General features: G+C 58.4%; 19 protein-coding genes. 11 read left to right on the top strand and 8 right to left on the bottom strand.

What is annotated here, in order from left to right:
• Positions 1 to 58: 58 nt before the first annotated feature.
• Together PbB2_RS05625 and PbB2_RS05620 are read left to right on the top strand one after the other, a co-directional pair.
• The gene (locus PbB2_RS05625) at positions 59 to 886 is read left to right on the top strand and encodes a heme-dependent oxidative N-demethylase subunit alpha family protein (RefSeq protein WP_238164874.1); all 828 of its coding nucleotides are present in this window, start codon (positions 59 to 61) and stop codon (positions 884 to 886) included.
• A gap of 236 nt (positions 887 to 1,122) precedes the next feature.
• Positions 1,123 to 1,809 carry a hypothetical protein gene (locus PbB2_RS05620; protein WP_133245733.1) on the top strand — a complete coding sequence of 229 codons (687 nt, stop codon included), beginning with the start codon at positions 1,123 to 1,125 and terminating at the stop codon, positions 1,807 to 1,809.
• Between the two features lie 16 nt (positions 1,810 to 1,825).
• On the opposite strand, the gene PbB2_RS05615 is transcribed toward PbB2_RS05620, so the two are convergent.
• Both PbB2_RS05615 and PbB2_RS05610 read right to left on the bottom strand, forming a co-directional pair.
• The gene (locus PbB2_RS05615; RefSeq protein ID WP_108984342.1) at positions 1,826 to 2,296 is read right to left on the bottom strand and encodes a YcbK family protein; all 471 of its coding nucleotides are present in this window, start codon (positions 2,294 to 2,296) and stop codon (positions 1,826 to 1,828) included.
• A gap of 89 nt (positions 2,297 to 2,385) precedes the next feature.
• The gene (locus PbB2_RS05610) at positions 2,386 to 3,348 is read right to left on the bottom strand and encodes an NAD(P)H-dependent flavin oxidoreductase (RefSeq protein WP_108984341.1); all 963 of its coding nucleotides are present in this window, start codon (positions 3,346 to 3,348) and stop codon (positions 2,386 to 2,388) included.
• Between the two features lie 261 nt (positions 3,349 to 3,609).
• Here PbB2_RS05610 and PbB2_RS05605 point away from each other — a divergent pair, with 261 nt between their 5' ends.
• From PbB2_RS05605 to dksA, 4 genes are all read left to right on the top strand, one after another.
• Positions 3,610 to 4,440 carry a helix-turn-helix transcriptional regulator gene (locus PbB2_RS05605; protein ID WP_108984340.1) on the top strand — a complete coding sequence of 277 codons (831 nt, stop codon included), beginning with the start codon at positions 3,610 to 3,612 and terminating at the stop codon, positions 4,438 to 4,440.
• A gap of 40 nt (positions 4,441 to 4,480) precedes the next feature.
• Positions 4,481 to 6,313 (top strand): methylmalonyl-CoA mutase family protein, encoded by a 1,833-nt coding sequence (locus PbB2_RS05600; RefSeq protein WP_108984339.1) that lies wholly within the window; start codon positions 4,481 to 4,483, stop codon positions 6,311 to 6,313.
• A complete protein-coding gene (gene scpA / locus PbB2_RS05595; protein ID WP_108984338.1) occupies positions 6,310 to 8,472 on the top strand; it encodes a methylmalonyl-CoA mutase in 2,163 nt (720 codons plus the stop codon). Before PbB2_RS05600 ends, scpA begins: the two co-directional genes overlap by 4 nt.
• Positions 8,473 to 9,445: 973 nt before the next feature.
• Positions 9,446 to 9,880 carry an RNA polymerase-binding protein DksA gene (dksA, locus tag PbB2_RS05590; protein WP_108984337.1) on the top strand — a complete coding sequence of 145 codons (435 nt, stop codon included), beginning with the start codon at positions 9,446 to 9,448 and terminating at the stop codon, positions 9,878 to 9,880.
• Positions 9,881 to 9,913: 33 nt separating this feature from the next.
• Here the strand turns inward: dksA and flgH are convergent, their stop codons facing one another.
• From flgH to flgF, 4 genes are read right to left on the bottom strand one after another with little or no spacing between them, the layout of a single operon-like run.
• A complete protein-coding gene (flgH, locus tag PbB2_RS05585; protein ID WP_108984336.1) occupies positions 9,914 to 10,657 on the bottom strand; it encodes a flagellar basal body L-ring protein FlgH in 744 nt (247 codons plus the stop codon).
• Positions 10,657 to 11,535, bottom strand: a complete 879-nt coding sequence (gene flgA, locus PbB2_RS05580) for a flagellar basal body P-ring formation chaperone FlgA (protein WP_192576187.1) — start codon at positions 11,533 to 11,535, stop codon at positions 10,657 to 10,659. The genes flgH and flgA overlap by 1 nt, the downstream gene beginning before the upstream one ends.
• Positions 11,536 to 11,547: 12 nt before the next feature.
• A complete protein-coding gene (flgG, locus tag PbB2_RS05575; RefSeq protein ID WP_108984334.1) occupies positions 11,548 to 12,336 on the bottom strand; it encodes a flagellar basal-body rod protein FlgG in 789 nt (262 codons plus the stop codon).
• Between the two features lie 21 nt (positions 12,337 to 12,357).
• Positions 12,358 to 13,095, bottom strand: coding sequence for a flagellar basal-body rod protein FlgF (gene flgF / locus PbB2_RS05570; protein ID WP_108984333.1), 738 nt, complete (start codon positions 13,093 to 13,095; stop codon positions 12,358 to 12,360).
• 321 nt (positions 13,096 to 13,416) lie between these two features.
• On the opposite strand from flgF, the gene PbB2_RS05565 reads away from it, so the two are divergent.
• From PbB2_RS05565 to PbB2_RS05545, 5 genes are all read left to right on the top strand, one after another.
• A complete protein-coding gene (locus PbB2_RS05565) occupies positions 13,417 to 14,043 on the top strand; it encodes a flagellar basal body-associated FliL family protein (RefSeq protein ID WP_108984332.1) in 627 nt (208 codons plus the stop codon).
• A 110-nt stretch (positions 14,044 to 14,153) separates the two neighbouring features.
• Positions 14,154 to 15,182, top strand: a complete 1,029-nt coding sequence (gene fliM / locus PbB2_RS05560) for a flagellar motor switch protein FliM (RefSeq protein WP_305790450.1) — start codon at positions 14,154 to 14,156, stop codon at positions 15,180 to 15,182.
• Positions 15,179 to 15,622, top strand: coding sequence for a DUF6468 domain-containing protein (locus tag PbB2_RS05555; protein ID WP_108984330.1), 444 nt, complete (start codon positions 15,179 to 15,181; stop codon positions 15,620 to 15,622). The genes fliM and PbB2_RS05555 overlap by 4 nt, the downstream gene beginning before the upstream one ends.
• The gene (locus PbB2_RS05550) at positions 15,619 to 16,632 is read left to right on the top strand and encodes a MotE family protein (protein WP_108984329.1); all 1,014 of its coding nucleotides are present in this window, start codon (positions 15,619 to 15,621) and stop codon (positions 16,630 to 16,632) included. The genes PbB2_RS05555 and PbB2_RS05550 overlap by 4 nt, the downstream gene beginning before the upstream one ends.
• 155 nt (positions 16,633 to 16,787) lie before the next feature.
• The gene (locus PbB2_RS05545) at positions 16,788 to 20,591 is read left to right on the top strand and encodes a hypothetical protein (protein WP_108984328.1); all 3,804 of its coding nucleotides are present in this window, start codon (positions 16,788 to 16,790) and stop codon (positions 20,589 to 20,591) included.
• Positions 20,592 to 20,971: 380 nt separating this feature from the next.
• Here the strand turns inward: PbB2_RS05545 and PbB2_RS05540 are convergent, their stop codons facing one another.
• Both PbB2_RS05540 and PbB2_RS05535 read right to left on the bottom strand, forming a co-directional pair.
• Positions 20,972 to 21,643, bottom strand: coding sequence for a hypothetical protein (locus tag PbB2_RS05540; protein ID WP_133245732.1), 672 nt, complete (start codon positions 21,641 to 21,643; stop codon positions 20,972 to 20,974).
• 71 nt (positions 21,644 to 21,714) lie between these two features.
• Positions 21,715 to 22,180, bottom strand: a 466-nt coding sequence (locus tag PbB2_RS05535) for a transposase (protein ID WP_133245731.1), incomplete at its 5' end; no start/stop codon positions are given.

The following is a 22,180-nucleotide window of genomic DNA, read 5'->3' as shown; positions in this document are numbered from 1 at the left end:
ATTAATCGGGGACATGTGACGGCTTGCATCCCAGCCCAAGACCCGCTTCAAGAAAATGGTGTCATCGCCGTCCATTACATCACAAGCCCATCCCTTTGAGCGTGGCCCACCCCGGTTTGATGTTGGGCTGGCACCCATCGACTTGGCCCATTGGTTGATACCGGATGATCAAGCCGCGTGGCTGGGCCCAAAGGCAGAGTTGATTGATGCCGATCCACAGGCCGTGTTTGCCAGTCTGCCGGGGTCGATGCCGGCCCAAATCGAGGCAGCTGATCTTGTCGCTGCCGCTGTTGGCAGGGCTTATGACAGGGGCGAGCCACCGCTTCTGGCTGCAAGTCGACTGGTATCAGATGATCTTGTGGTGATGGAGATGGTGGACGGTGCTTGGACGGCCACCGCCATGTGTCTGTGTAGTCCAACTTTTTTCTCGGCGCACGATGCGATTGGCAAAAGCCTTTTCGGCCTGCATCGGCCAGTGCCCGGCGGCGACCCTGGCTTAGGAGGTCGTATTTCGCGCGTCTTCTCCCTCTTGCGAGATGATCTGGTTCTGGAGCGGCACAATTGGACTGTGCAATGGAGCAAAGCCCGCTTCACCCCTGACGGCCAACCCCTGCGTGAGGCCGCCGCAGCCGCATCTGAATCGGAGGCTCGTGAAGCCCTGCATTTACGGGTGGAACGCCAGACCATTCGTCGCCTGCCTGCCAGCGGAGCCGTTCTCTTCACCATACGAATACGCCTGACCCGCTTGGCAGAACTGCTCGCAGACCCAGTCCAGAAGGCCTTGTTTGAGGAAGCTTGGCGCGCAGCAGCCCCCGATGTCCGCGGTTATAAGAAATGGCAGAGTCTTGAGCGCCATGTGGCCGCATTGCTGGCTTCGACAGCCTGAAACCCGAGGCCTCTCTGCGTGTTACGCGTTGCGTCGCAGCCACGCTGCGCTATTGTAGGGCAGGACGGGCACAATTTACGACTTCCAGAACCGAGGTTTCCTTGCGAATTTCCCCTAAAAAGCTCCCCCAATCGACCTTGTTTCTGTGTGCCGGCATGGTCGCCGCTCTTGGTAGTTTAGCCGTTGCTCATGCGGCGGCTCAGGACCCCACACAATCAGCGCCCGCCGCGTCACCCGTGGCTGTCGCCCCATCGGCTGACCCCAATGTCCCCGCATCAGAGCCTGCAGATTCAGCGGCGCGGGCTGCATTGAAACAGGGTGTTTCTGCCAGTGCTGCCGGGGATTTGGTACAAGCCGAGCGGGCGTATCGATCTGCCCTCAGCCTCGCGCCAGCCGGTGAATTGGGCGATCCTGTGGCTTGGGAGGCCAGCAAGCGACTGGGTTTCCTCGCGTTTGAAAAGCGCGATCCCCGCTCAGCGGAAACTTTCTTCGGGGCTGAGGCCGTATTAGCCCGCCGCCTCTATTTTTCGGGCAAGATCAGCCCGCGGGCCTTTGCCGATTCTGTCCAACGCTTTGCCAGCGCCACAGGCTCAATGGGTCGGTCCGGGGAAAGTGCAGCCTTGTCTTTCTATGCCCAAGAGATCAAGTCGCGGGCGCAAGCCGAAGTTTCGGCACAAATCCTCAATCGCGACGCCAATGATCCCGCCGATGCGGTCGGCAATGTCCGGGTCGCAGCCGTCAGCCTATGCGTGGTCGGTCGAGACCCGATCTTGAAGGATCGGGTGTCGTGTGATGACGAGGCCGGTGCCCGCAGCGAGGCCCTCGCGCTGCAGGCGCGCCAAATCAAGGCCAGTGCGCCACCGCCGCCAACCAAGGAAGAACGCGAGGCCAAAGAAGCCAAGCGCAAAGCCAAAGGCGAGTAGGGCTTGACCGAATAGCTCAATCACGGCCTTGGCGTGGCGTGAGCGGCTTTTGCATGGGATTATACCCAAGAGCCCGGGTCCATAATCGTAATGCTCCTGGATATGTCCAAGCGCGCACCGGACCCAAGTCCACGTGCAGAAAGCTGCGACCATAGCCAAAGCCGCAGAAGCCTGCCTTAATGGCACTCTGCAAAATCGCCTTCCGACTGGCATCTGTGACGGCGATGTCAGCTGCGATCTGGCGCGTATGATAAGAGTGGGGAACCCCGCCAACGTCTCGATTATGTCCCAAGCAACGATGGCCGGAGCGAATATGGATCGGGCCGACCTCATGGCGAAGCGTCTCGAGTGCATCCAAAAAAGCCGGGTCGTGAAAATAGGCCCCTTGGCAATGAAGCCGGCAGGGGCAGGCCAGTTCACGCGGTGAAAAATGAGGCCAGCGCCAAGCAAGACTTGCCGGGTCCGGTGGAAATGCAAAAAGGGCCATGAAGAATGTCCTGAAGTCAGAACACCATCATGGCCCTATGCTTTAGTCGGTCCGATAAGGTGTCGCGCCAAGCGCGTTAGCCGATCCGATCAGGCTGCGAGAATGCGGGCTTTGGCAGCCTCATATTCGCGCACCAGCCGGTCGACCAGCTCGGCGGTGGTGGCAACTTTCTTGATCGCACCAATCCCTTGGCCACATCCCCAGATATCGCGCCAAGCCTTTTTGGATTGATTACCGCCTGAGCCGAAATTCATGGCCGAGGGGTCGCTTTCGGGCAAATTGGCCGGATCAAGACCGGCTGCAGCCACCGATGGGGCCAGATAATTGCCATGCACGCCGGTGAACAAACTTGAATAGATGATGTCGTCCGCGCTGCTGTCGACGATCATTTGCTTGTAGCCTTGCTCGGCATTGGCCTCTTCCGTGGCGATAAAGGCTGAACCGATATAGCCAAAATCTGCCCCCATCGCTTGCGCTGCCAGAACCGCGCCGCCGTTGGCAATCGAGCCGGACAGGGCAAGGGGGCCATCAAACCATTCGCGGATTTCTTGCACCAGCGCGAAGGGCGACAAGGTCCCTGCATGGCCACCAGCCCCGGCCGATACGGCGATCAGGCCGGTGGCACCTTTCTCGACGGCCTTTTTGGCAAACTTGTTGTTGATGACGTCATGTAAGGTGATGCCGCCATATGATTGGATGGCTTGGTTCACATCTTCACGTGCCCCCAGCGACGTAATGACGACCGGCACTTTGAATTTCACACAGGCTTCGACATCATGCATGAGCCGGTCATTGGTGCGGTGAACAATTTGGTTCACGGCAAAAGGGGCTGCTGGACGATCGGGATTCTTGTCGTTCCATTCCCCTAATTCAGTTGTGATCTTGTCCAGCCACTCCTCAAGAACAGGGGCAGGCCGTGCATTGAGCGCTGGGAATGACCCCACCACGCCTGCCTTACATTGGGCAATCACCAGATCGGGGTTGGAGATGATGAACAGAGGTGCCCCGATCACGGGGATGCGCAGACGCGAAAGGACGGCAGGTACCGACATGTAGACTCCCAGAGCTATTTGGCGCTTGCCCAATTGGCAAGATTTATGTCTCTGTCTTGGCGCGTCCTGTGACGGGATGCAAGTAGATGCACGTCGCGAAACTGGCTTTGACAGAACCAGTCCTCGTCTAGCACTGACGTCCATGCGTTTACGCTTATCACAATTTCGAAACATTTTTGATCTTGCGATCAATATGCCGCTATTTTGGGTGGACAATTCTTGAGAGCCCAAACAAGATTGAAGTCGCTTTGGGGGAGTTGTATGAGCGCGAATGAACCGGGCAAATCCGAATTTGGTGTCAGTGGACGGTTTGAACCGTTTGAATTGGTCGGTGACCCTGTCACGCCCTCGGATTTCAGGATCAGGCCAGATTATGGGGTGGTCTCTGATCAGCCCATAGGATTTGAGCCTGTTGATCATGTGGGCTTGTCATGGGCGTTTGAGGCCGTGGACCAGAATTCGACGGACCAAATGCCATCTTGGCAGAGCGAAGCTGGCCACTCCAACCTGAAGGATCATCAAAGGCGCACCCGACTTGCCCAATTCCTTGAAGGGCTTGAGGCGGCGGGTGTTCATGGCGTGATCATTGATCAGAATTGCCGGGTTCAGGGGGGCACCTCCAAATGGGCGCGACGCATCGAGGCCTCCAGCACTTTGCGTTTGAAAGACGGTATTCTGACCGCTCTGACTGCCCGCAGCATGACCGATCTTCATGCTGGACTGGGTGTTCTATACCAGGGTTATCCTGGCAAGCATCTGTCGATCCCGTTGCGCAATCTCGACGGTTGGGTCATCGACATGGTGCGGCTCTATAAGTGCGAGGCTACTTTGGGCAACTTGGTCGCTGTTTTGCTACCAAAAACGGCTCAGGATGAAATGCCCAACATCACGGGCTTGCAGGTATTTGCTGGTCTGACCAAGTCAGAAGCCAATATTGCGACCTTGTTGTCACAGGCCCGCATGGTGGAAGAAATTGCCGCCATTCGCAAAACCTCGGTGGCGACGGTGAAAAGCCAGATTAAAGCATTGCTGGCCAAGCTCGGTCTGCGCCGCCAAGCCGATCTTGTGCGACTTGTATCTACCGCTAGGTGAGGTCTTGACGCGGCAAGTTTAGGCCTGCACTTGCCTTGGCATGACAGATTCATTCGCTTTGGCTTCCGGCTTTGCCGACCCCGATCTTGCGCGCTGGCAAGAGCTGGCTGAGAAGGCGCTGAAAGGCGCACCCGTCTCACGTCTTACCGGTCAGACCTATGATGGCGTGCCGATACGCCCCCTCTATGGGCCATATGAAGCGCCGAATCCTGCCTCAATGACGGGTGCGCCCGGTGCTGCCCCTTTCATTCGAGGGGCGGCATTTGAACGTGATGCATTCCTGCCGTGGGATATACGCCAGATCGTCACCGATCCTGATCCACACATGGCCAATGAAATCGGGTTGCGGGACTTGGAGCGGGGCGTCAGTTCGCTCGAATTTCAGATCGACCCGACTGGTGCTTGTGGCGTCGTCGCCACCCATGTCGAGGCGTTCAGACAGCTGATCAAGGGTATCTTGCTTGATCTGGCAACCCTTGGCCTGGATGCTCCGTCTGATCCTCTGGGCGCGGCGCGGGCATTGGCCGATGCGGTGCCTGAAGCAGCCAGGGCCACAGCAAAGCTGGCTTTTAATCTCGATCCGATGGCCGCCCGCATGACAGGCATGACCGGCTGTTCCTTGTCAGCCGCGGCGGGCTTTGCAGCGCAGGTCAAAACCCTATTTCCGGCCGCAACCAGCCTGCGGGCTGATGCCCGACCTGTCCATGAAGGCGGCGGCACAGAAGCACAGGAATTGGCCGTGCTGATCGCATCGGGCATCGCCCATCTGCGGGCCGGGGAGGCGATGGGCTTGTCGCCCCGTGAGGTCAATGAAACCCTGCTATTCACGCTGTCGGCAGGCCCTGACGTGGTGGTTGAAATTGCCAAACAGCGCGCGGCCCGTCGCCTGTGGGCTCGGGTGTTGCAGGCCTGTGGGACCCAAGCGCCCATGCGTGTGCAGGCGGTGACCTCAGCCCGTATGCAGACCCGGCGCGATCCCTGGACCAATATTTTGCGCGCCACATGCGCTGGTTTTGCGGCTGCGGCGGCCGGGGCTGATGTGATCACCATATTACCCTTTACCAGTGCGCTGGGCCTTGCCGATGAGGCCGCCCGCCGCATCGCGCGCAACACCCAGTTGATTTTGCAGGAGGAAAGCCATTTAGGCCGGGTCACCGATCCTGCAGGTGGGGCGTGGGCGATGGAAGCTTTGGCCGATGATCTGGCCAAGGCGGCTTGGCCTAAAGTTCAAGAAATTGAGCGGGCAGGCGGGCTTGAGGCAGCGCTCGATCAGGGTTTGATACAGGCTTGGGTAGCCGAGACCGCGACAGCCCGACGTCGCGATATCGCCCGGCGGAAAACCCAACTCATCGGCATCAATATCTATGCCAATTTGGATGAGACCCCGCCCGAGGTGGCCATTGCTTTGCCCCAGTCCGCACCGCCACCTCCTTTGCCGGGGGCCATCCTACCCATGCGGCTGGCACAAGAGTTTGAGGCCCTGCGCGATCGCGCCGATGCGGCCAAACCGGCTATATTCCTTGCCAATCTGGGGCCTTTGGCCCGTTTCAGTGCGCGGGCGGGATTTGCGCGCAATGCCTTTGAAGCGGGCGGTATCCGCGCTGTGGGGGCTGACACGGCTTATGCTGATCATGCAGCCCTGCTGGCAGCTTTTGCTGCCAGTGGCACGCAGCTTGTGTGCCTGTGCGGGGATGATGCCACCTATGGGGAAGAAGCTGCAGGCGCGGCATTGGCCCTTAAAGAGGCTGGTGCCCGCCACATCTGGCTCGCGGGCAAATTTGAGGCCGAAGCCATCGACCGCAATATTTTTGTGGGGGCCGATATTCTCGCCGAACTCACCCATGCGGTCTGGCTGGTGGAGACAATGTCATGAGCAAGCTACCCAATTTTGCCGAGCTGGATTTGGGGGTACCCCTTGTCGCGGGTGGTCCTGATGTGGCCACGCCAACCACTTTGTGGCGGACACCTGAAGACGTGATGGTCAAGCCGGTCTATGGGCCCGCCGATCTTAACGGTCTTGATCACCTCAACGGACTGCCGGGCATCGCCCCCAATATCCGCGGACCCTATCCGACCATGTATGTCCAGCAGCCTTGGACAATCCGCCAATATGCGGGCTTTTCGACGGCAGAGGATTCAAACGCCTTTTATCGGCGCAATCTGGCTGCCGGCCAAAAGGGCCTGTCGGTCGCCTTCGATTTGGCAACACATCGTGGCTATGACAGCGACCACCCTCGTGTGCTGGGCGATGTTGGCATGGCCGGGGTTGCCATCGACAGCATTTACGACATGCGCACGTTGTTTGAGGGCATACCGCTGGATCAGATGAGCGTGTCGATGACGATGAATGGCGCGGTCTTGCCCATTCTGGCGCTTTATGTCGTGGCCGCAGAGGAACAAGGCGTCAGCCCGGACAAATTGTCCGGCACCATCCAGAATGACATCTTAAAAGAATTCATGGTCCGCAACACCTATATCTACCCGCCCGGGCCGAGCATGCGGATCATTTCGGATATTTTTGCCTTCACCAGTCAAAACATGCCGAAATTCAATTCTATCTCCATCTCTGGCTATCACATGCAGGAAGCTGGCGCGACAGCGGATCTGGAATTGGCCTACACTTTGGCCGATGGCTTGGACTATATTCGCGCCGGATTGGCCGTCGGCCTCGACATTGATGCCTTTGCCCCTCGTTTGTCCTTCTTCTGGGCGATCGGCATGAATTTCTTCATGGAAGTCGCCAAGATGCGTGCGGGGCGGGCTTTGTGGGCGCGCTTGGTCAAGCAGTTCAATCCCAAGAGCGAGAAGTCCTTGGCCTTGCGGACTCACAGCCAAACCTCGGGCTGGAGCCTGACCGCCCAAGATGTGTTTAACAATGCGGTGCGCACGTGTGTCGAGGCAATGGCGGCCACCCATGGCCATACCCAAAGTCTGCACACCAATAGTCTGGATGAAGCACTGGCGTTGCCGACGGATTTTTCCGCCCGCATCGCCCGCAACACCCAATTGATTCTGCAGGAAGAAGCCGGCTTTTCCCGCCCGATCGATCCGTGGGGGGGAAGTTATTATGTTGAAAAGCTGACGGCGGATCTGGCTGAGCGGGCTTGGAAGCATATTGAAGAGGTTGAAGCCTTGGGCGGCATGGCCAAAGCCATCGAACAGGGCTTGCCAAAATTGCGGATCGAGGAAGCCGCAGCCCGAACCCAGGCCCGGATTGATACAGGCATGCAGACGGTGGTGGGGGTCAACAAATTCCCGCTCGATGAAATTGAGGACGTGCCGGTCCTCAAGGTCGACAATACGGCTGTGCGCATGAAACAGCTCGACAAGCTCAAACGTCTCAAGGCTGAACGCAGTCAGGCTGACGTGGATGCAGCCTGTGCGGCGTTGACTGCTGCGGCCCGTGATGGGTCGGGCAATCTGCTTGATTTAGCGATCAAGGCAGCGCGTGCCAAAGCCACAGTGGGGGAGATTTCACTCGCTCTGGAAGATGTTTTTGGACGCCATAAGGCCGAAATTCGGATCAATTCAGGTGTCTATACCCGCGAAGCTGATCCCTCTAACCCAGTTCTTGCCAAAGCCCGGGAGGCGATTGCCGCCTTTACCAAAGCCGACGGCCGCCCGCCGAAAATCCTCGTTGCCAAAATGGGCCAGGACGGCCACGACCGGGGCCAGAAGGTCATCGCCACGGCTTTCAGCGATCTGGGCTTTGAGGTGGATATCGGCCCGCTATTTGCCACACCGGAAGAAGCCGCCCGCCAGGCCATCGACAATAATGTCCATGTCATTGGTGTATCCTCGCTGGCTGCAGGCCATTTGACCCTGTTGCCCGCCCTGCGCCAAGCCCTGTCTGCCCAAGGCCGCAGCGATATCATGATTGTGATTGGCGGGGTCATCCCGCCCGATGATGTCGCCATCCTCAAACAAATGGGGGCCAGTGCGGTTTATCTGCCGGGGACAGTGATTGGCGAAGCGGTGGTGGATCTGATCGGCACATTGAGTGGCCGCTTGGGCTATCAGGACGTAGGGTGAGGGTGGAGACCAACCCAGCCGGATCGGCTGCGCCGTCCGGGATGACAGGCTATTGTGAGTGTGGCCTTTCTACTCAGAACCGTTTGGTGAAACCTGTGTTTCACCAAAACGGAAGTGCGAGTTTGAGCGCGTCATCTGGGTCGTCAAGTGTCGGTTTTCTTTGAAAACCGATCGCATCGCGACGCAGCAAAGCTGCGCACTTGACCACCCCGATGTCGCAGAAACAATTGAGTTTGCGGTTTGGTGACCAGAAAGGGCACCAAACCGCTTCCAGACGAAATACCTAAGAAAAGCCGTGTCATCCCCGCCGGAGCGTAGCACAGAGCGGGGACCTTCATACGCAAGTGCGCAATGAGATCCCGGCTCGGCTTCGCCGTCCGGGATGACAGCGTGTTTTATTGGCTGACTTAATTAAACGATGTCATCCCCACCGAAGCTCAGCGCATAACCGGACCTCCTCGCGCATGTGCGGCACACGATCCCGGATCGGCTAACGCCGTCCGGGAGGACAGCGTGTTTTTTTGGCTGACTTAATTAAACGATGTCATCCCCGCCGAAGCGAAGCGCAGAGCGGGGACCTCCTCGCGCACGTGCGGCACAAGGTCCCGGATCGGCTACCGCCGTCCGGGATGACACCCAATTATAAATGCAACCAACTCCAAACGATGTCATCACCACCGAAGCGTAGCGCAGTGCGGGGACCTCTTTGCGCATGTGCGGCACACGATCCCGGATCGGCTTCGCCGTCCGGGATGACAAACCTTTCTTGAGTTCAGCCTTCATCCCGGTCCGAGACGACCGTCGTCAGGCCAGGTTGAGACCGCTGTCATGACCACCTGTTGGACAGTGGTTTTAGCAGTCAGGTGGAAGGGTGAGTGTTTGTGCCGCCTTGCGGGCCTCTTCAGGCTTCACTATAGCGCGATATTGTCGAGCATAAAGTTGATCGATCACAAGCAGAAACAAGGGGTACGTCATGACCGCGATTGTTGTGCCAAACACCAATGTTCCGAGTGACTATGTGCCTTCCGACGACGAAGAGTTCATGAACGAGCGTCAGCGGGAATATTTCCGCAAAAAGCTTGAGGACTGGAAAGAGCAGATCCTGGCTGATTCCAAGGACACGCTTTCCCATTTGCAGACCGAGACCGCCTCTCTGCCGGATGTGGCCGACCGGGCGTCAGCTGAAACCGACAAAAGCATTGAGTTGCGTGCGCGCGATCGTCAGCGCAAATTGATCTCCAAAATTGATGCCGCTTTGCGCCGTATTGATGATGGGTCCTACGGCTATTGCGATGAGACAGGTGAACCCATTTCACTCGGTCGCCTCATGGCCCGACCAGTGGCTACTTTGAGCTTGGAAGCCCAAGAGCGGCATGAGCGTTCCGAGCGCATTTATCGCGACGATTGAGGCAGGCCACGGCCTGCCTTCATGCTGTCAGGATCAGAATGGGCTGATGGCACCAAGGATTTGCTGGCCCTTCGGCGGTTGCTGATAGGCGGTGATCTGCCCACGCCCGCCATAAGAGATCCGGGCCTCTGCCATCTGGGTGTGACGGACCTGATTGGCCGCAGTAATGTCTTGCGGGCGGACAATGCCGGAGACCAAAAGCTCGCGCAATTCGTTATTGATCCGCACTTCCTGCCGTCCAGCAACCACCAGATTGCCATTGGGCAGGACTTGGGTGACGATGGCAGCCACGGTCATGTCGACCTTTTCATTGCGGGCGACCGATCCCTGTCCTGAAAATGCGCCATTTGAACTGGCCCCGACCATGGTTGAGGGATCAAAGCCTTCTGGCAGCACTTTGCCGGGCAATTGCTCCAGTCCAAAGAAATTGCTGACGCCCCCGTCCATGGTGGATTTGCGCGTGCGGCCGGTGGTGTTGCTCAACTGGGCCTGATCATTGATTTGGATCAGGACGGTCAAAATATCCCCAACATTGGAGGCGCGTGGATCGTTGAAAAACTGACGCGCGCCGGTTTTCCAGAGCGAATTGGAAGAAGCCTGCTGGGGAATAGTATCGGGCATGGGCAGCACAACTTGGCGCCGACCCGTGGCCGCATAGGCCGGGTTTTCAATCGGCGTGACTTCAGGCGGTTTGCCAGCCTGACGGACCTCCTCCAGCGTCGCCGCACATCCGCTCAAGCCAAGGCTTGCCACCAAGATCAGACCAAGCTTTTTCATCAGTTTACTCCATTCTCACTGGTCACGCGGGCTGACAATTGGCTCAGCATGACGCGGGCAGCACCGGGGCCTTCAACAACGGCTTCGAGGACTTTGTTGGACTGCGGGTTGAGGACTTTTACCGTCGCCCCGACCGGCGCATCGGCCAAGGCTTTGCCCCGAACTGTCAGCTTGAGGCCGCGGGCTTCATAAATCAGGGTCACGGTTTCGTTGCGCCGGACAGCTGGGGTTTCCATCACGTCCATGGCGCGCAAAGGTGTATTGGCCAAAAGCGTGCGCCGGGCGGTTTTGCCGATCAAGCTCGCAGGGTCAGCGAGGGAATCGCGGGGAGCCGCAGCAGGCGTGTCCATCCAGATCACATCGGCGTCGGTGATTTCTTCCCCGCGCTGAATGGTGCGGGCAAGAACTGACAAGGCTTCTGGGCGTGGCGGGCTTTGTGGCGCGGCCCGCGTGCGACTGGGTTCGACCGCGCTCATTGTCGTTTCGGTCGCGATTGCCTGCAAAGGTTCGCGGTCTCCTGATCCATTGACCACAACTTGGCGCACATTTTCGCGATTGGGCCAATTATAGCCCGCAGCCCGCACACGGGCCTGCAGGGGGCCTGCCCCGAAAACCACAGTCTGGCCGGGACCGGGGGCACGCGCCAAGGGCTGGCTGGCCAAGGCACCAGCATTGTCGAACACATCGCCAAAGGTGATCTGCACATTCTGGGTGCCAGGATTGGTCTTGAGCGACAAAACTGGTGCCGCACGCGTGCCAGCAGGATTATTGGTTTGGGCCCATGCAGGTGGTGCGCCAAGACCCAATAGGCCGGCAAGGGCCAGACACATCGCCAAGCCGATGGCATGCCCCTTAAGCAAAGTGTGCAAACGCGCCACCATTGCCAAACCCTAGCGCAGGACTTGAGATGTGGCTTGCATCATCTCGTCGGTGGCATTGATCACTTTGGAATTCATCTCATAGGCGCGCTGGGCAATGATCAGGGCCGAGATTTCAAACACCGGATTGACGTTGGACGCCTCAACATAATTCTGATTGATTGAGCCCAGACCTGGCCCGGTCGGGTTGCCGATCGTGGCGGGGCCAGAGGCAGCGGTTTCAACCAGCAAATTGTCTCCCAGCGCTTCAAGACCCGCGGGATTGACGAAACTTGCCAATGTGATTTGGCCCAGATCCTGCGGCGCAGTCTGGCCCGACAACACGGCTTGGACTTGCCCTGACGGCGAGATGGAGAAATCGAGCGCCCCGTCGGGGATCTGGATTTCTGGCTGCAGGATATAGCCTTCGCCGGTGACAATCTGGCCGGTCGGTGAGGAGGAAAAATTGCCCGCGCGTGTGTAGGCGGTGCGGCCATCGGGCAGTAGGATCTGGAAATAGCCCCGTCCATTGATGGCCATATCATATTTATTGTCGGTGCGGGTCAGACTGCCTTGCTCGGCAATTCGGTAGACCGAACCGGTTTTCACACCATAGCCAACCTGAACGCCGGTTGGATCAATCGTGCCAGAATCCGATGTTGTGGCGCCGGGCCGCTCCAGATTCTGATAAATCAGGTCCTGAAACTCAGCGCGCTGGCGCTTAAAGCCCGTGGTGTTCATGTTGGCGATATTGTTGGAAATGACTTCCACATTGAGTTGCTGGGCCAGCATCCCGGTGGCGGCAATATTCATGGAGCGCATCGGCTTGGTCCTTCAGTCAGATCAGGATTGAACCCGGGCAAGCCGTTCAATGGCTTTGCCGCGCAGGTCTTCGGTTTGTCGTTGCAGGCGAGAGACGCTTTCAAAGGCGCGGCTGATTTCCATGATCCGGGTCAGCTCGGAAACGGCAACCACATTGGAGCCTTCAATCATGCCCTGAACAATTTGGGGATCGGCGGCGGGTTGGGCGGCTTCCCCGGTGGGACGCCACAAATTGTCGCCAATCTTATCAAGCGCACCGGGGCGCTGGAAAGTCGCGATGCCGAATTGGGCCACTGGCACACCATTTTGCGAGATGGTCCCATTCTTGCCGACCACCGGCTCGCCCTGGGTCAGATCCAATGTGATTGGCTGGCCATTGGTGTCGAGCACCGGGCGACCGTCGCCAGTGACGATCCGGCCCTGGGGGTCCATCTGGAACCGTCCATCGCGGGTAAAGGCATTACCTTGCGGGGTTTGGATGGTGAAATAGCCATCACCTGCGAGTCCAAAGTCGAGGGGATTGTCGGTGCGCTGCAACGCACCGGGGCGAAAATCGCGCGCAATCGTGTAATCGCGGACAAATTCGACAGTCTTGGGTCTTTCGGCGATTGACGCAGGTTTGCGGATCACAGGCTCAAACAGAACCGATTCTGACTTGAAGCCAGCGGTGGAGACGTTGGCCATGTTGTTGGCGGCAACATCCATCTGCCGCCGCAGGGCATTCTGGGCCGAAAGCGTGATGAGAAGTGTATTGTCCATCTCTTGTACTACCTTCTTGGTCGGCTTCTGATGCGCTTTGGCACCAAGTTTTCTGAGCCATGCCTGAGGGTTTGCAAGAGATGGGCCAATATTTAAGTCAAATATTTCAATGTACTAAAATTCGTTATCAAGCACTTGGGTAGAAGGTGCCGGGAAAGGGCTGCCCAAATAGGTCAGATTGACCTCGATGTGGGCAGTTTTTGCCGCATGGTTAAGATTTGGTGACCTTTCGTTAACCACGTTTGGCTTAACTCGACCCGTTCCTTTCGTCGGCGCTGCCCTTTCTGAGTCGGGCCAGACCGGCACGATGCGAGAAGATTTATGGCCGGAAAGAATGAGAAACCAGCCGACGATGGCGAAGAAGGCGAAGCCGGGGCTGCGGGCGGCAAGAAGAAACTTGCCGGCAAGCAACTCATTTTGTTCATCGTGCTGCCCGCCATATTGCTGCTGGGCGGAGGTGGTGCGGCTGCCTACTTCCTGATTTTTGCCAAGAAGCCTGCCGCGACAGCGGAAGCAAAGGAAGGCGAGAAGGGCAAGGACGAGAAAAAGAAAGACGAAAAGAAAAAGGAAAAGGGCAAGGACGACAAGGGTGGCGATAAAAAGGATGGCGAGGACGGCATCAAGCTGGCTGAAGGTCCCAACGGGGAGGCGTTCCTGACTTTGCCTGAAATCATCGTCAATATTGCCACTGCCGATAACAAGCCGGCCTATCTCAAGCTGCGCCTGACGTTGCAGGCCAAGGATATGGAAACTGCCGAAACCATCGAACCGATGCTGCCACGCATACGCGATCAATATACCGGCTTTCTGCGGGAATTGCGCATGGAGGATGTGGCGGGTTCAGCGGGTTATTCGCGCCTGCAGCTTGAGCTTCTCAAACGGGTTAACCTCGCGATTGCACCGGCCCAAGTCGATGCGGTCCTGATCGAAGAAATGTTGGTTCAATAATGGCAGATGATCTTGATCAGGACGCTATGGCTGCGGCTTGGGAAGCCGAGGCCTTGGGTGATGGTGGTGGCGGTGGTGGCGATGACGCCTTTGCTGCGGAATGGGAAGCCATGGTCGGCGGGGAAACCGGCAAGACCATTTCAGCATCTGCCATCGGGGCTGAGCGCGTCCTCAATCAGGATGAAATCGACTCGCTGCTCGGCTTTGATCTGGGTGATGACGACAGCGATGAGAAAAATGGTATTCGCGGCATCATCAATTCGGCACTGGTGTCTTACGAACGCCTGCCGATGTTGGAAATTGTCTTCGACCGCCTCGTGCGTTTGATGACCACCAGTCTGAGAAACTTTACCTCTGATAACGTCGAAGTCTCGCTTGATCATATTTCCTCGATCCGGTTTGGCGATTACCTCAACTCCATTCCGCTCCCCGCTATTCTGGCGGTGTTCCGCGCCGAACAGCTCGACAATTACGGGCTGATGACGGTTGATTCCAACCTGATCTATTCAATCGTGGACGTGCTCCTGGGTGGACGGCGTGGCACCACGGCCATGCGGATCGAGGGGCGGCCTTACACCACGATCGAGCGCATGCTGGTCACACGGATGATTGAAGTGATCTTGCAAGACATGCAGGCCGCCTTTGAGCCCCTGAAGCAGGTCGACTTCTCGCTTGACCGGATTGAAACCAACCCGCGCTTTGCCGCCATTGCCCGGCCTGCCAACGCCGCCATCATGATCAAGATGCGGATCGATATGGAAGACCGGGGTGGCCGCGTGGAATTGCTTCTGCCTTACGCAACCCTTGAGCCGATCCGTAAAATGCTGATCCAGCAATTCATGGGTGAGAAATTCGGCCGGGATAATATCTGGGAAGGTCACTTGGCCACCGAACTCTGGTCGACCGACATGCAGGTGGAAGCGGTGCTCGACGAGCTCCCCGTACCCCTCGGCCGGTTGTTGAACTTGCGGGTTGGTGAGACGGTTTTTCTGAACCAACCCCCTGATGGCAGTGTTGAATTGCGCTGCGGTCAGGTCGTGCTCACCAAGGGTCGGATGGGCAAGATGGGCCGGGCAATCGCCTTATGTCTTGATGGGCCTTTGAGCAATTCGGCGCGACGGGAACTGATAAAGCAATGACCGATCTTTTTATCCCCATAGCCCAAGTTCTGTTGGCGGTTGCCATGCTGATCGTGGCGGTGCTGTGTCTGCGGCTTGACCGCAAAATCACCGCTTTGCGTGAAGGTAAGGATGGTGTGGCAGCTGCGGCGGCTGAACTTTCCCAAGCAGTGGCACGCGCTGAGGCATCGGTGGCGGCATTGAAGCTATCCACCGAAACGACCAGTGATGATTTGCACAAAAGCCTCGAAGAAGCCCGTGCTGCGTCTGAAGCCTTGAAGTTTCTGGTGACAACAGCCCGCGCTCTTGAAGCCAAGCCCGCGCCCGCGGTTGCTGCGCCGCCCGCCGAACCAATGCGCCCGCGGCGGGACTTGCGGTGGGATGATGAGGAGGATGATGCAGACTTTCGTCTGGCCCGGCGCAGCCGCCCCCTGAATGAGACCTGGGGTGGTTTGAGATGAGCTTTAAATTGCGGCCTTTGACCGCATTGGCAATTGGACTGGGCCTTGTTGGCGTAGCCCAAGTTGGTCGTGTGGCCTTTGATGCAACTTCTGCATTCGCTGCCGGTGAGGCTGCCGAAAAGGCAGTTGCTGCCACCGATACTGGGGCCGCGGCTGCTCCGGCAGAGGGCGGCGACAAGCCAGGGCAGAAGGTCGGCCCACCCATGTGCTTGCCGGTGGATTTGGCCAAAGAAGCCGGGATTAGTGCGGCAGAGTTCCGTCTTCTGCAAACCTTGCAAGAGCGCCGCCAAACCCTTGACGCGCGCGAACGTGATATTGTTACACGCGAAAATCTGCTCGCCAATACCGATACGAAGATCCAAGAGCGTATGGCGGCGCTCAGAGCGGTTGAGACCAATTTGCAAAAGCTGCTGGGGCAAGTCGATGATCTTGAGACCCAGCGGATCGCCTCATTGGTGCGCGTCTATGAAAAGATGAAGCCCAAGGATGCGGCCGCTGTGTGGGAAGGGCTTGATACCGAAGTCCTGCTGAAGATCGCCCAGAAGATGAAGGAACAGCCATTGTCCTTAATCCTGGCGAAAATGACGCCAGAGCGTGCCCGTGAGATCACCCGTCGTCTGGCTGAAATTGATGCGCCAGCAATGCCTGTGATGGCAGGACCGGGTGCCCCTGCAGGACCCGCCACACCCCCACCTGCGGCAGCGCCAGCCCCTGCGACAAAAGCCCCGGCTCCGAAAGCGGCGAATAATCCACCTGGTCAACAGACGCGGGCACCGGGCCAACAGGCCGCTCTCGGCAATCAGCCCAAGGCGGGTGCGCCGGGAAATCGGAACGCAAATGCTGCCAATGCTGCGCTTGATGCCAAAGGTGCCGGTCCTGCAGGTGCAGGGCCAACTCAACCGCGTGCGCCCACCGCCAAAGCCCCGAACAACCCATCCACACCTCAGCCCGCAGCGCGCCCTGCCAGTGGTCAGGCACCGGCTGATCCTGCGCCACGGCCAAAAGCCTAACACGATTCCAGTTGGGAGTGGTGATTCTTTTGGTCGTCAAGCCTTTGGCTGTGCTGGTAAGACGAGCTTAACCGCCTTCAGTCATACATAGAGCATTCCGAAATCCGGTCCAGACCGACCGGATGGAAGCAGTTTGACTCTGACCTAAACATCTGATGGCCAAATTTCGTCGGTATCTTGCCTATGTCGTCTGCGCAGCTTTGGCTGCGCCACCGATGGCCTATGGGCAAAATGCTGCGCCAGGCGGGCGGGCTCAAGCCCCGGCGGTTCCCGGGCTTAAAGGTGTCGGATTGTCGTCCAGCCAACAGGGCACATTCGCCCGTCTCCTGATCAAATGGCCAGCCGGTAGTAATTTGGCTGCCACAATTGCTGCGACGCCCAATAATGGTCTGGCCATGATCAGGCTCCCCCGGCCGATTGATGCGGACCCCAGCGCCTTTGTGAAGGGCGCGCCAGACTTTATCGCCTCAGCGGCCATGAGCGCCGATAAGCGAACCATTCGCCTTGCTCTGCTGCGTCCGACACGGGTGGAAACCAGCCAGATTGACGGCGTCCAGGCATTTGACTTTGTGTTAAGCGGGGCAAGTGCGCCACCACCCTATCGCGGCGAGGATCAAGCAGGGGCTGAAAGTGGCGGCGATGAAGAAGCCGCCACCGACGGTAAGCCGAAAAAGATGATCAATGGGCCGGCACCCGTCGGCGCACCGCGCATTCAAGTTGAAGTGCTGGAATCGAAGGAATTCACGCGTTTGCGCCTGTCGCGCGCCGGCAGCCAGTTTCAATTGCCCGAGCATGGTTTTGCCCGTCGCGGCGACCGATTGGCCATAGCTTTGCCCGGCAAATTCGCTTTTGACACCTCGGCCATTCGTAACCGTCCGCCCAATCTGATTGAGGACGCGGCGCGCTACAATAGTCCAACCGATTCGGCCTTTTTGCTCGATGTTGCGCCCGGCGCTGTGGTGCGGGACAGCCGAGAGGGCAATACGATCATTTTGGACGTCCTGCCGCCCGGCTCAAATCCTGATACGATCCAAGCCTTGCAGGATGAGGCCGGCCTGAAGTTTGGGTCCACCCAACCCCGATCAGTGGCTGAACCCGGCAAAGGATCAGCAGGCAAAACCCCACCTCCCAGCGACACAAAATCGCCAGCTCGCCCGGTCGCCAAACAAGCAGCCGATCTGGAGGCGCTCCCTGGTCCGCAGACCCCAGAAGATCAAGCCAGCGCGATGGATGCCGAAGCCATTCTGACCCAGCGGCCTGATCCTGCCCCCAGCGGTCGAATCCGCATGAGCAGCGCCATGATCGGCAAGGATTTGCAGCTGGAGTTTGATTTCCAAAGTCCGGCACCCGCTGTCATCTATCGGCGGGGTGATTCCATTTACGTGCTGTTTGCCACGGCGGCAGAAGTCGATCTGGGCCGCATTCCGACGGGCAAGTTCGTCAGCCGAGCTGAACGGGTCAAAGGCGAGGATGTCGCCGGTGTTCGGCTGGTTGCTCCACCCGAAGTTCAAGCCATCCCCAGTGCGATTGGCAATAAATGGAAAGTGGTGTTGTCGCCCCAAAAGACCCAAGCCACCCGCTCGGTCGCTTTGCAGCGCGAACAGGCTTTGGATGGCACATCACGGGTCAAGGCGATTGTGCCTGATGCTGCGGCGACGGGGATGATTACTGACCCGGAAGTGGGCGACACATTGCTTCTGGGCATGGCTTTAGGGCCAGCCAGCAATTTACCGGCCCAGCGGTCCTATTTGGAAGCCGTGGTGCCCGAAACCTATCATGGTCTGGTCGTGATCCCGCGGACAGATGATTTCGAGCTGCGACGCGATATCGACGGTTTTGTGCTGGTACGGCCCAATGGCATGGCCTTGTCTGGGTTGAGTGGCAATGCAGACATGACTCCCGCGGCCAATCTGTCACCCGGCTTTGTGGATTTCAAAAACTGGCGCTTGGGCCCGAAAGCCGATTTTACTGTCAATCTCAACAAGTTGCGCCGCAAGGCTGCAACTGAATTGGGTGATACGACCAACAAGATTGCTGCCCGACTTGATCTGGCCCGCTTTCTGGTCGCGTGGGATTTGGGGGCAGAGGCAGCCGGTGTCCTGCGCCAAATGCGCGCCGATGTTCCCGCCCTTGAGCGCTCGCCCGAACTGCTGGCTCTTGAAGGCATCGCCAGCCTGATGGCTGGACACGACAAGGCGGCCCTTGATCTTTTGAGTGAGCCAGAAATTGCCGAAGACCCAGCTTCGCAATTGTGGGCAGGCCTTGCTGCGCAAAATATTGGCAATGCCACCGAAGCCCGCGTGCGTTTTGAGCGTGGCAAGAATGCGTTGCAGAATTTTGATCCCGAATATCGAGCCCGCTTTCAAATTGCCAATGGCAATGCCGCTTTGGAAGTCGGTGACGGGGCGCTGGCTGCCATGTCAGCCAATTCGGCGCAGCGTGATGCGCAAGACAGTCTGACCCAACTGCGGGCAGCGCTGCTGGCTGCCCGTGCCATGGGGGCAACAGGGCGGGTGAATGAGGCGCTTGTTGCGTTGACCAAGCTGGCCACAGCACCAGATCGCGAAGTTGCCGCACGTGCAATTTATGAGCGCGCCAATCTGGGGGAAGCCAATGGCAAAGTACCGCTGGTGGAAGCCATTCGCGCCCTTGATGGCTTGCGTTACAGCTGGCGCGGGGATGACCTTGAGCTTGATGTTCTGCGTCGTCTGGGCGGTCTCTACATCGCAGCCGGGGACATTCGCTCGGGGCTGACGACCATGGCCAGCGCTTCGACTTTGCGCCCTGAATTGCCCGCCGCGCGGCGCTTGCGCGATGCCTTGTATGAGCAGTTCAAATATCTGTTCCTTGAGGGCGGCGCAGACGGCATGGATCCGATCCAAGCCCTCGCCCTATTCTATGATTTCCGCCATCTGGCCCCGATTGGCCCGGACGGTGATCGGATGGTGCGCGGCTTGGCGGAGCGTTTGGTCGCTTTGGATCTGTTGCCTCAAGCGACCCAATTGCTGCAACATCAGGTCGACAAGCGCCTAGAGGGCTTTTCAAAGGCCCAAGTCGCCACGGATCTAGCCGCCATTTATCTGATGGATCGGCGACCTGAAGAAGCCTTGCGGGCCATTTGGAACAGCCGTGTCTCTTTATTGCCCGAAGCCCTCAATGAACAACGCCGTCTGATCGAGGCTGCCAGCTTGGCAGAATTAGGCCGCAAGGATCATGCGCTGGAAACCATTGAGTTTGATGATTCCCGCGATGCTGCCCGCGTTCGCACAGAAATCTATATGCGGGCAGGGGATTGGCCAAATGCTGCGGCCAATGCGCGCGCCTCTCTGCCGCCAGCGCGTCCAACCTTGTCGCCCGAAGATGCTGGTGAAGTGCTCAGGGTTGCCGTCGCCCAAGCCATGGCGCGTGAGGATGATTTCAACCGAAATCTGTTGCGGAGCTATGGCCCCGCCATGAGTAAGAGTGCTTTTGCCGAGGCCTTCAAAGTGGTCACCGACAATGCCATTCCGTCAACGGCTGCTTTGCAAGGTGCGCTTAAGGTCGCCACAGGTGGGTCACCTTATGAAGGCCTGATGCGACGCCTGCGTGACCGCCTGAACCAGATTGATGCGCCAAGTGAAGCAGAAACCTCGCTGGCCGCGACAGTGGCCAAAGGACCCACGGACGGCAATCCGACCGGCCGTCTGACCCGCACCATTTTGTCGGCGCTGCCCACTGCCTTAAAGCCCAATGATGGGGCGGCAGAGGCCGCACCCTTGATGCCCGATGTCCGGCCAAGCCTGCCACCCCAGCGGTCGCCTTCGAAAGCTGCCTCTCCAACCAATCGGGCCAATCGACCAACCCCTACCGCCCAAGCCCGCAGCGCGCAAAATCAACCCCGACCAGTAGCCAGACCAACGACTGGCGGGCGGGTTGAAGCTCCCCGTGACCCGCCACCGGGCCCCGTCGTCGGACGTTAAGGCGGCTTGGACAGCACCGCCATCGTCGATGACGGCGTGGTGGATGTGTTGATCTCCTCCACCGGGGGCGGGGAGGTGACATGAAGGCGTCATCCCTGCCGGAGCGCAGCGCGGCCTTTTGGGCTTTCTGCGTCATGAGATCCCGGATCGGCTTCGCCGTCCGGGATGACACCCCGTTTTATTGGCCGATTTAACTAAACGATGTCATCCCCGCCGGAGCGATAGCGCAGAGCGGGGACCTCCAAGCGCATGTGCACCACACGATCCCGGATCGGCTACCGCCGTCCGGGATGACAGCCGATTATATGTTTTCACCGAAACACTTCTCAGACTGAAACCAACACCCCCACCCCCGCTTGCACATCAAAGCAGGGTCACAGCTATAATAAGGTGATCATGGGTATTGGCCAGCGGCGCGGCGGGGGTAAGGGCGGGGGGCGACTTCGGCTCTTCTGGGTGATTTGAAAGCCCATGGCATCGAAGGTGGCGCTGATTTCATGGCCGCGTCGGGCCATGATGCGGGGGCGCTCGTCAGGGGCAAGCATGGGGCCGGGTCTGCGGCGGGCGAGAGAGAAGGCCAAGCGTTTGGCCTTGGCTTGGGGGTCGGCTGCGATGGCCTGCAGCAGGTCCAAGCGCCGCAACCAGTGGCCGATGGGTACAGGGGCTGGGGCAAAGTAAAAGGGCCGGGCTTGGCCTGTGACAGCGGTAGATAGCGCCTCAAACCGCTGGGAGAGCGTGTCAGGATGGGGCTGAAACGGGGCCGGAAACACCCGAAAACCTGGGCTAGATACCCGCACTTTGCGCGCCTTCTTGCGGCGCAGGTTTTCAACCTGCGGCTTGGCGACCAATTCATGCTCCAGATCAAGCGCCATCAGGATCAATATCCGGCGCAAGAAGGCCTCAAGCGCGCGCACACCCGCCCGCAGACGTGCGGCCACCGCCTTGCGCACAAAGTGTGGCCGTTCCCATAAATTATCCTTTGCCAAGACATGGCTATGCAGCTGCAAGGCCAGGGACAGCACAAAGGCAAAGGGGGCAAGCGAGAAGGCCATCACACTATCATGGCTGGGAAGCTGTGCTGTGGGATAGATTGGAACGATCCCCCACCCCCACCACGCTGTCATCAAGTCAGTTGTGGAATTGAGATTTGTATTGGTTTGAGGACGGCATTTGCGATGGTTACGAGTTTTCGTGCTACGGCGGCGAGAGCGAGTTTTTTGGGTTTTTTGTTGCTGAGAAGGTTTTGGTAGAAGTGTTTTAACTCTGGGTGGCAGCGTGATGCGGTCAAGGCGGCCATGAAGAGGGTGCGTCTGATGAGATCGCGTCCACCAGTCATGGGATATTTCTTGAAGCTGTTGCCTGACTGAGCGGGGTGGGGAGCAAGGCCTGCCAGACAGGCGATTTGCTTGCGGGTTGCATGACCAAGTTCGGGCAACATGGCGATGAGGGTATGGGCGCTGATGGGGCCGATGCCTTTGATGGCGCGCAGGCGCTTTTCTTGAACTTTGATGCGTGGATCGGACTTTATAAGGTCAGCGATCTGTTGCTCGATCTTATCGATTTGGGTGTTGATAAAGCTGATTTCGGCG

It is taken from the genome of Candidatus Phycosocius bacilliformis (assembly GCF_003112735.1).
GTDB classification, from domain to species: Bacteria; Pseudomonadota; Alphaproteobacteria; order Caulobacterales; family Aquidulcibacteraceae; genus Aquidulcibacter; species Aquidulcibacter bacilliformis.
The sequence above is the reverse complement of the archived record's forward strand: the minus strand, read 5'-3'. Positions and strand labels throughout refer to the sequence as shown.

What these genes read in the sequence shown, in the direction of transcription:
- PbB2_RS05615 (WP_108984342.1), bottom strand. Translation starts at nt 2,296, where the DNA reads ATGGCCCTTTTTGCATTTCCACCGGACCCGGCAAGTCTTGCTTGGCGC.
- PbB2_RS05610 (WP_108984341.1), bottom strand. Translation starts at nt 3,348, where the DNA reads ATGTCGGTACCTGCCGTCCTTTCGCGTCTGCGCATCCCCGTGATCGGG.
- PbB2_RS05605 (WP_108984340.1), top strand. Translation starts at nt 3,610, where the DNA reads ATGAGCGCGAATGAACCGGGCAAATCCGAATTTGGTGTCAGTGGACGG.
- PbB2_RS05600 (WP_108984339.1), top strand. Translation starts at nt 4,481, where the DNA reads ATGACAGATTCATTCGCTTTGGCTTCCGGCTTTGCCGACCCCGATCTT.
- scpA (WP_108984338.1), top strand. Translation starts at nt 6,310, where the DNA reads ATGAGCAAGCTACCCAATTTTGCCGAGCTGGATTTGGGGGTACCCCTT.
- dksA (WP_108984337.1), top strand. Translation starts at nt 9,446, where the DNA reads ATGACCGCGATTGTTGTGCCAAACACCAATGTTCCGAGTGACTATGTG.
- flgH (WP_108984336.1), bottom strand. Translation starts at nt 10,657, where the DNA reads ATGAAAAAGCTTGGTCTGATCTTGGTGGCAAGCCTTGGCTTGAGCGGA.
- flgG (WP_108984334.1), bottom strand. Translation starts at nt 12,336, where the DNA reads ATGCGCTCCATGAATATTGCCGCCACCGGGATGCTGGCCCAGCAACTC.
- flgF (WP_108984333.1), bottom strand. Translation starts at nt 13,095, where the DNA reads ATGGACAATACACTTCTCATCACGCTTTCGGCCCAGAATGCCCTGCGG.
- PbB2_RS05565 (WP_108984332.1), top strand. Translation starts at nt 13,417, where the DNA reads ATGGCCGGAAAGAATGAGAAACCAGCCGACGATGGCGAAGAAGGCGAA.
- fliM (WP_305790450.1), top strand. Translation starts at nt 14,154, where the DNA reads ATGGTCGGCGGGGAAACCGGCAAGACCATTTCAGCATCTGCCATCGGG.
- PbB2_RS05555 (WP_108984330.1), top strand. Translation starts at nt 15,179, where the DNA reads ATGACCGATCTTTTTATCCCCATAGCCCAAGTTCTGTTGGCGGTTGCC.
- PbB2_RS05550 (WP_108984329.1), top strand. Translation starts at nt 15,619, where the DNA reads ATGAGCTTTAAATTGCGGCCTTTGACCGCATTGGCAATTGGACTGGGC.
- PbB2_RS05545 (WP_108984328.1), top strand. Translation starts at nt 16,788, where the DNA reads ATGGCCAAATTTCGTCGGTATCTTGCCTATGTCGTCTGCGCAGCTTTG.
- PbB2_RS05540 (WP_133245732.1), bottom strand. Translation starts at nt 21,643, where the DNA reads ATGGCCTTCTCGCTTGCCCCCTTTGCCTTTGTGCTGTCCCTGGCCTTG.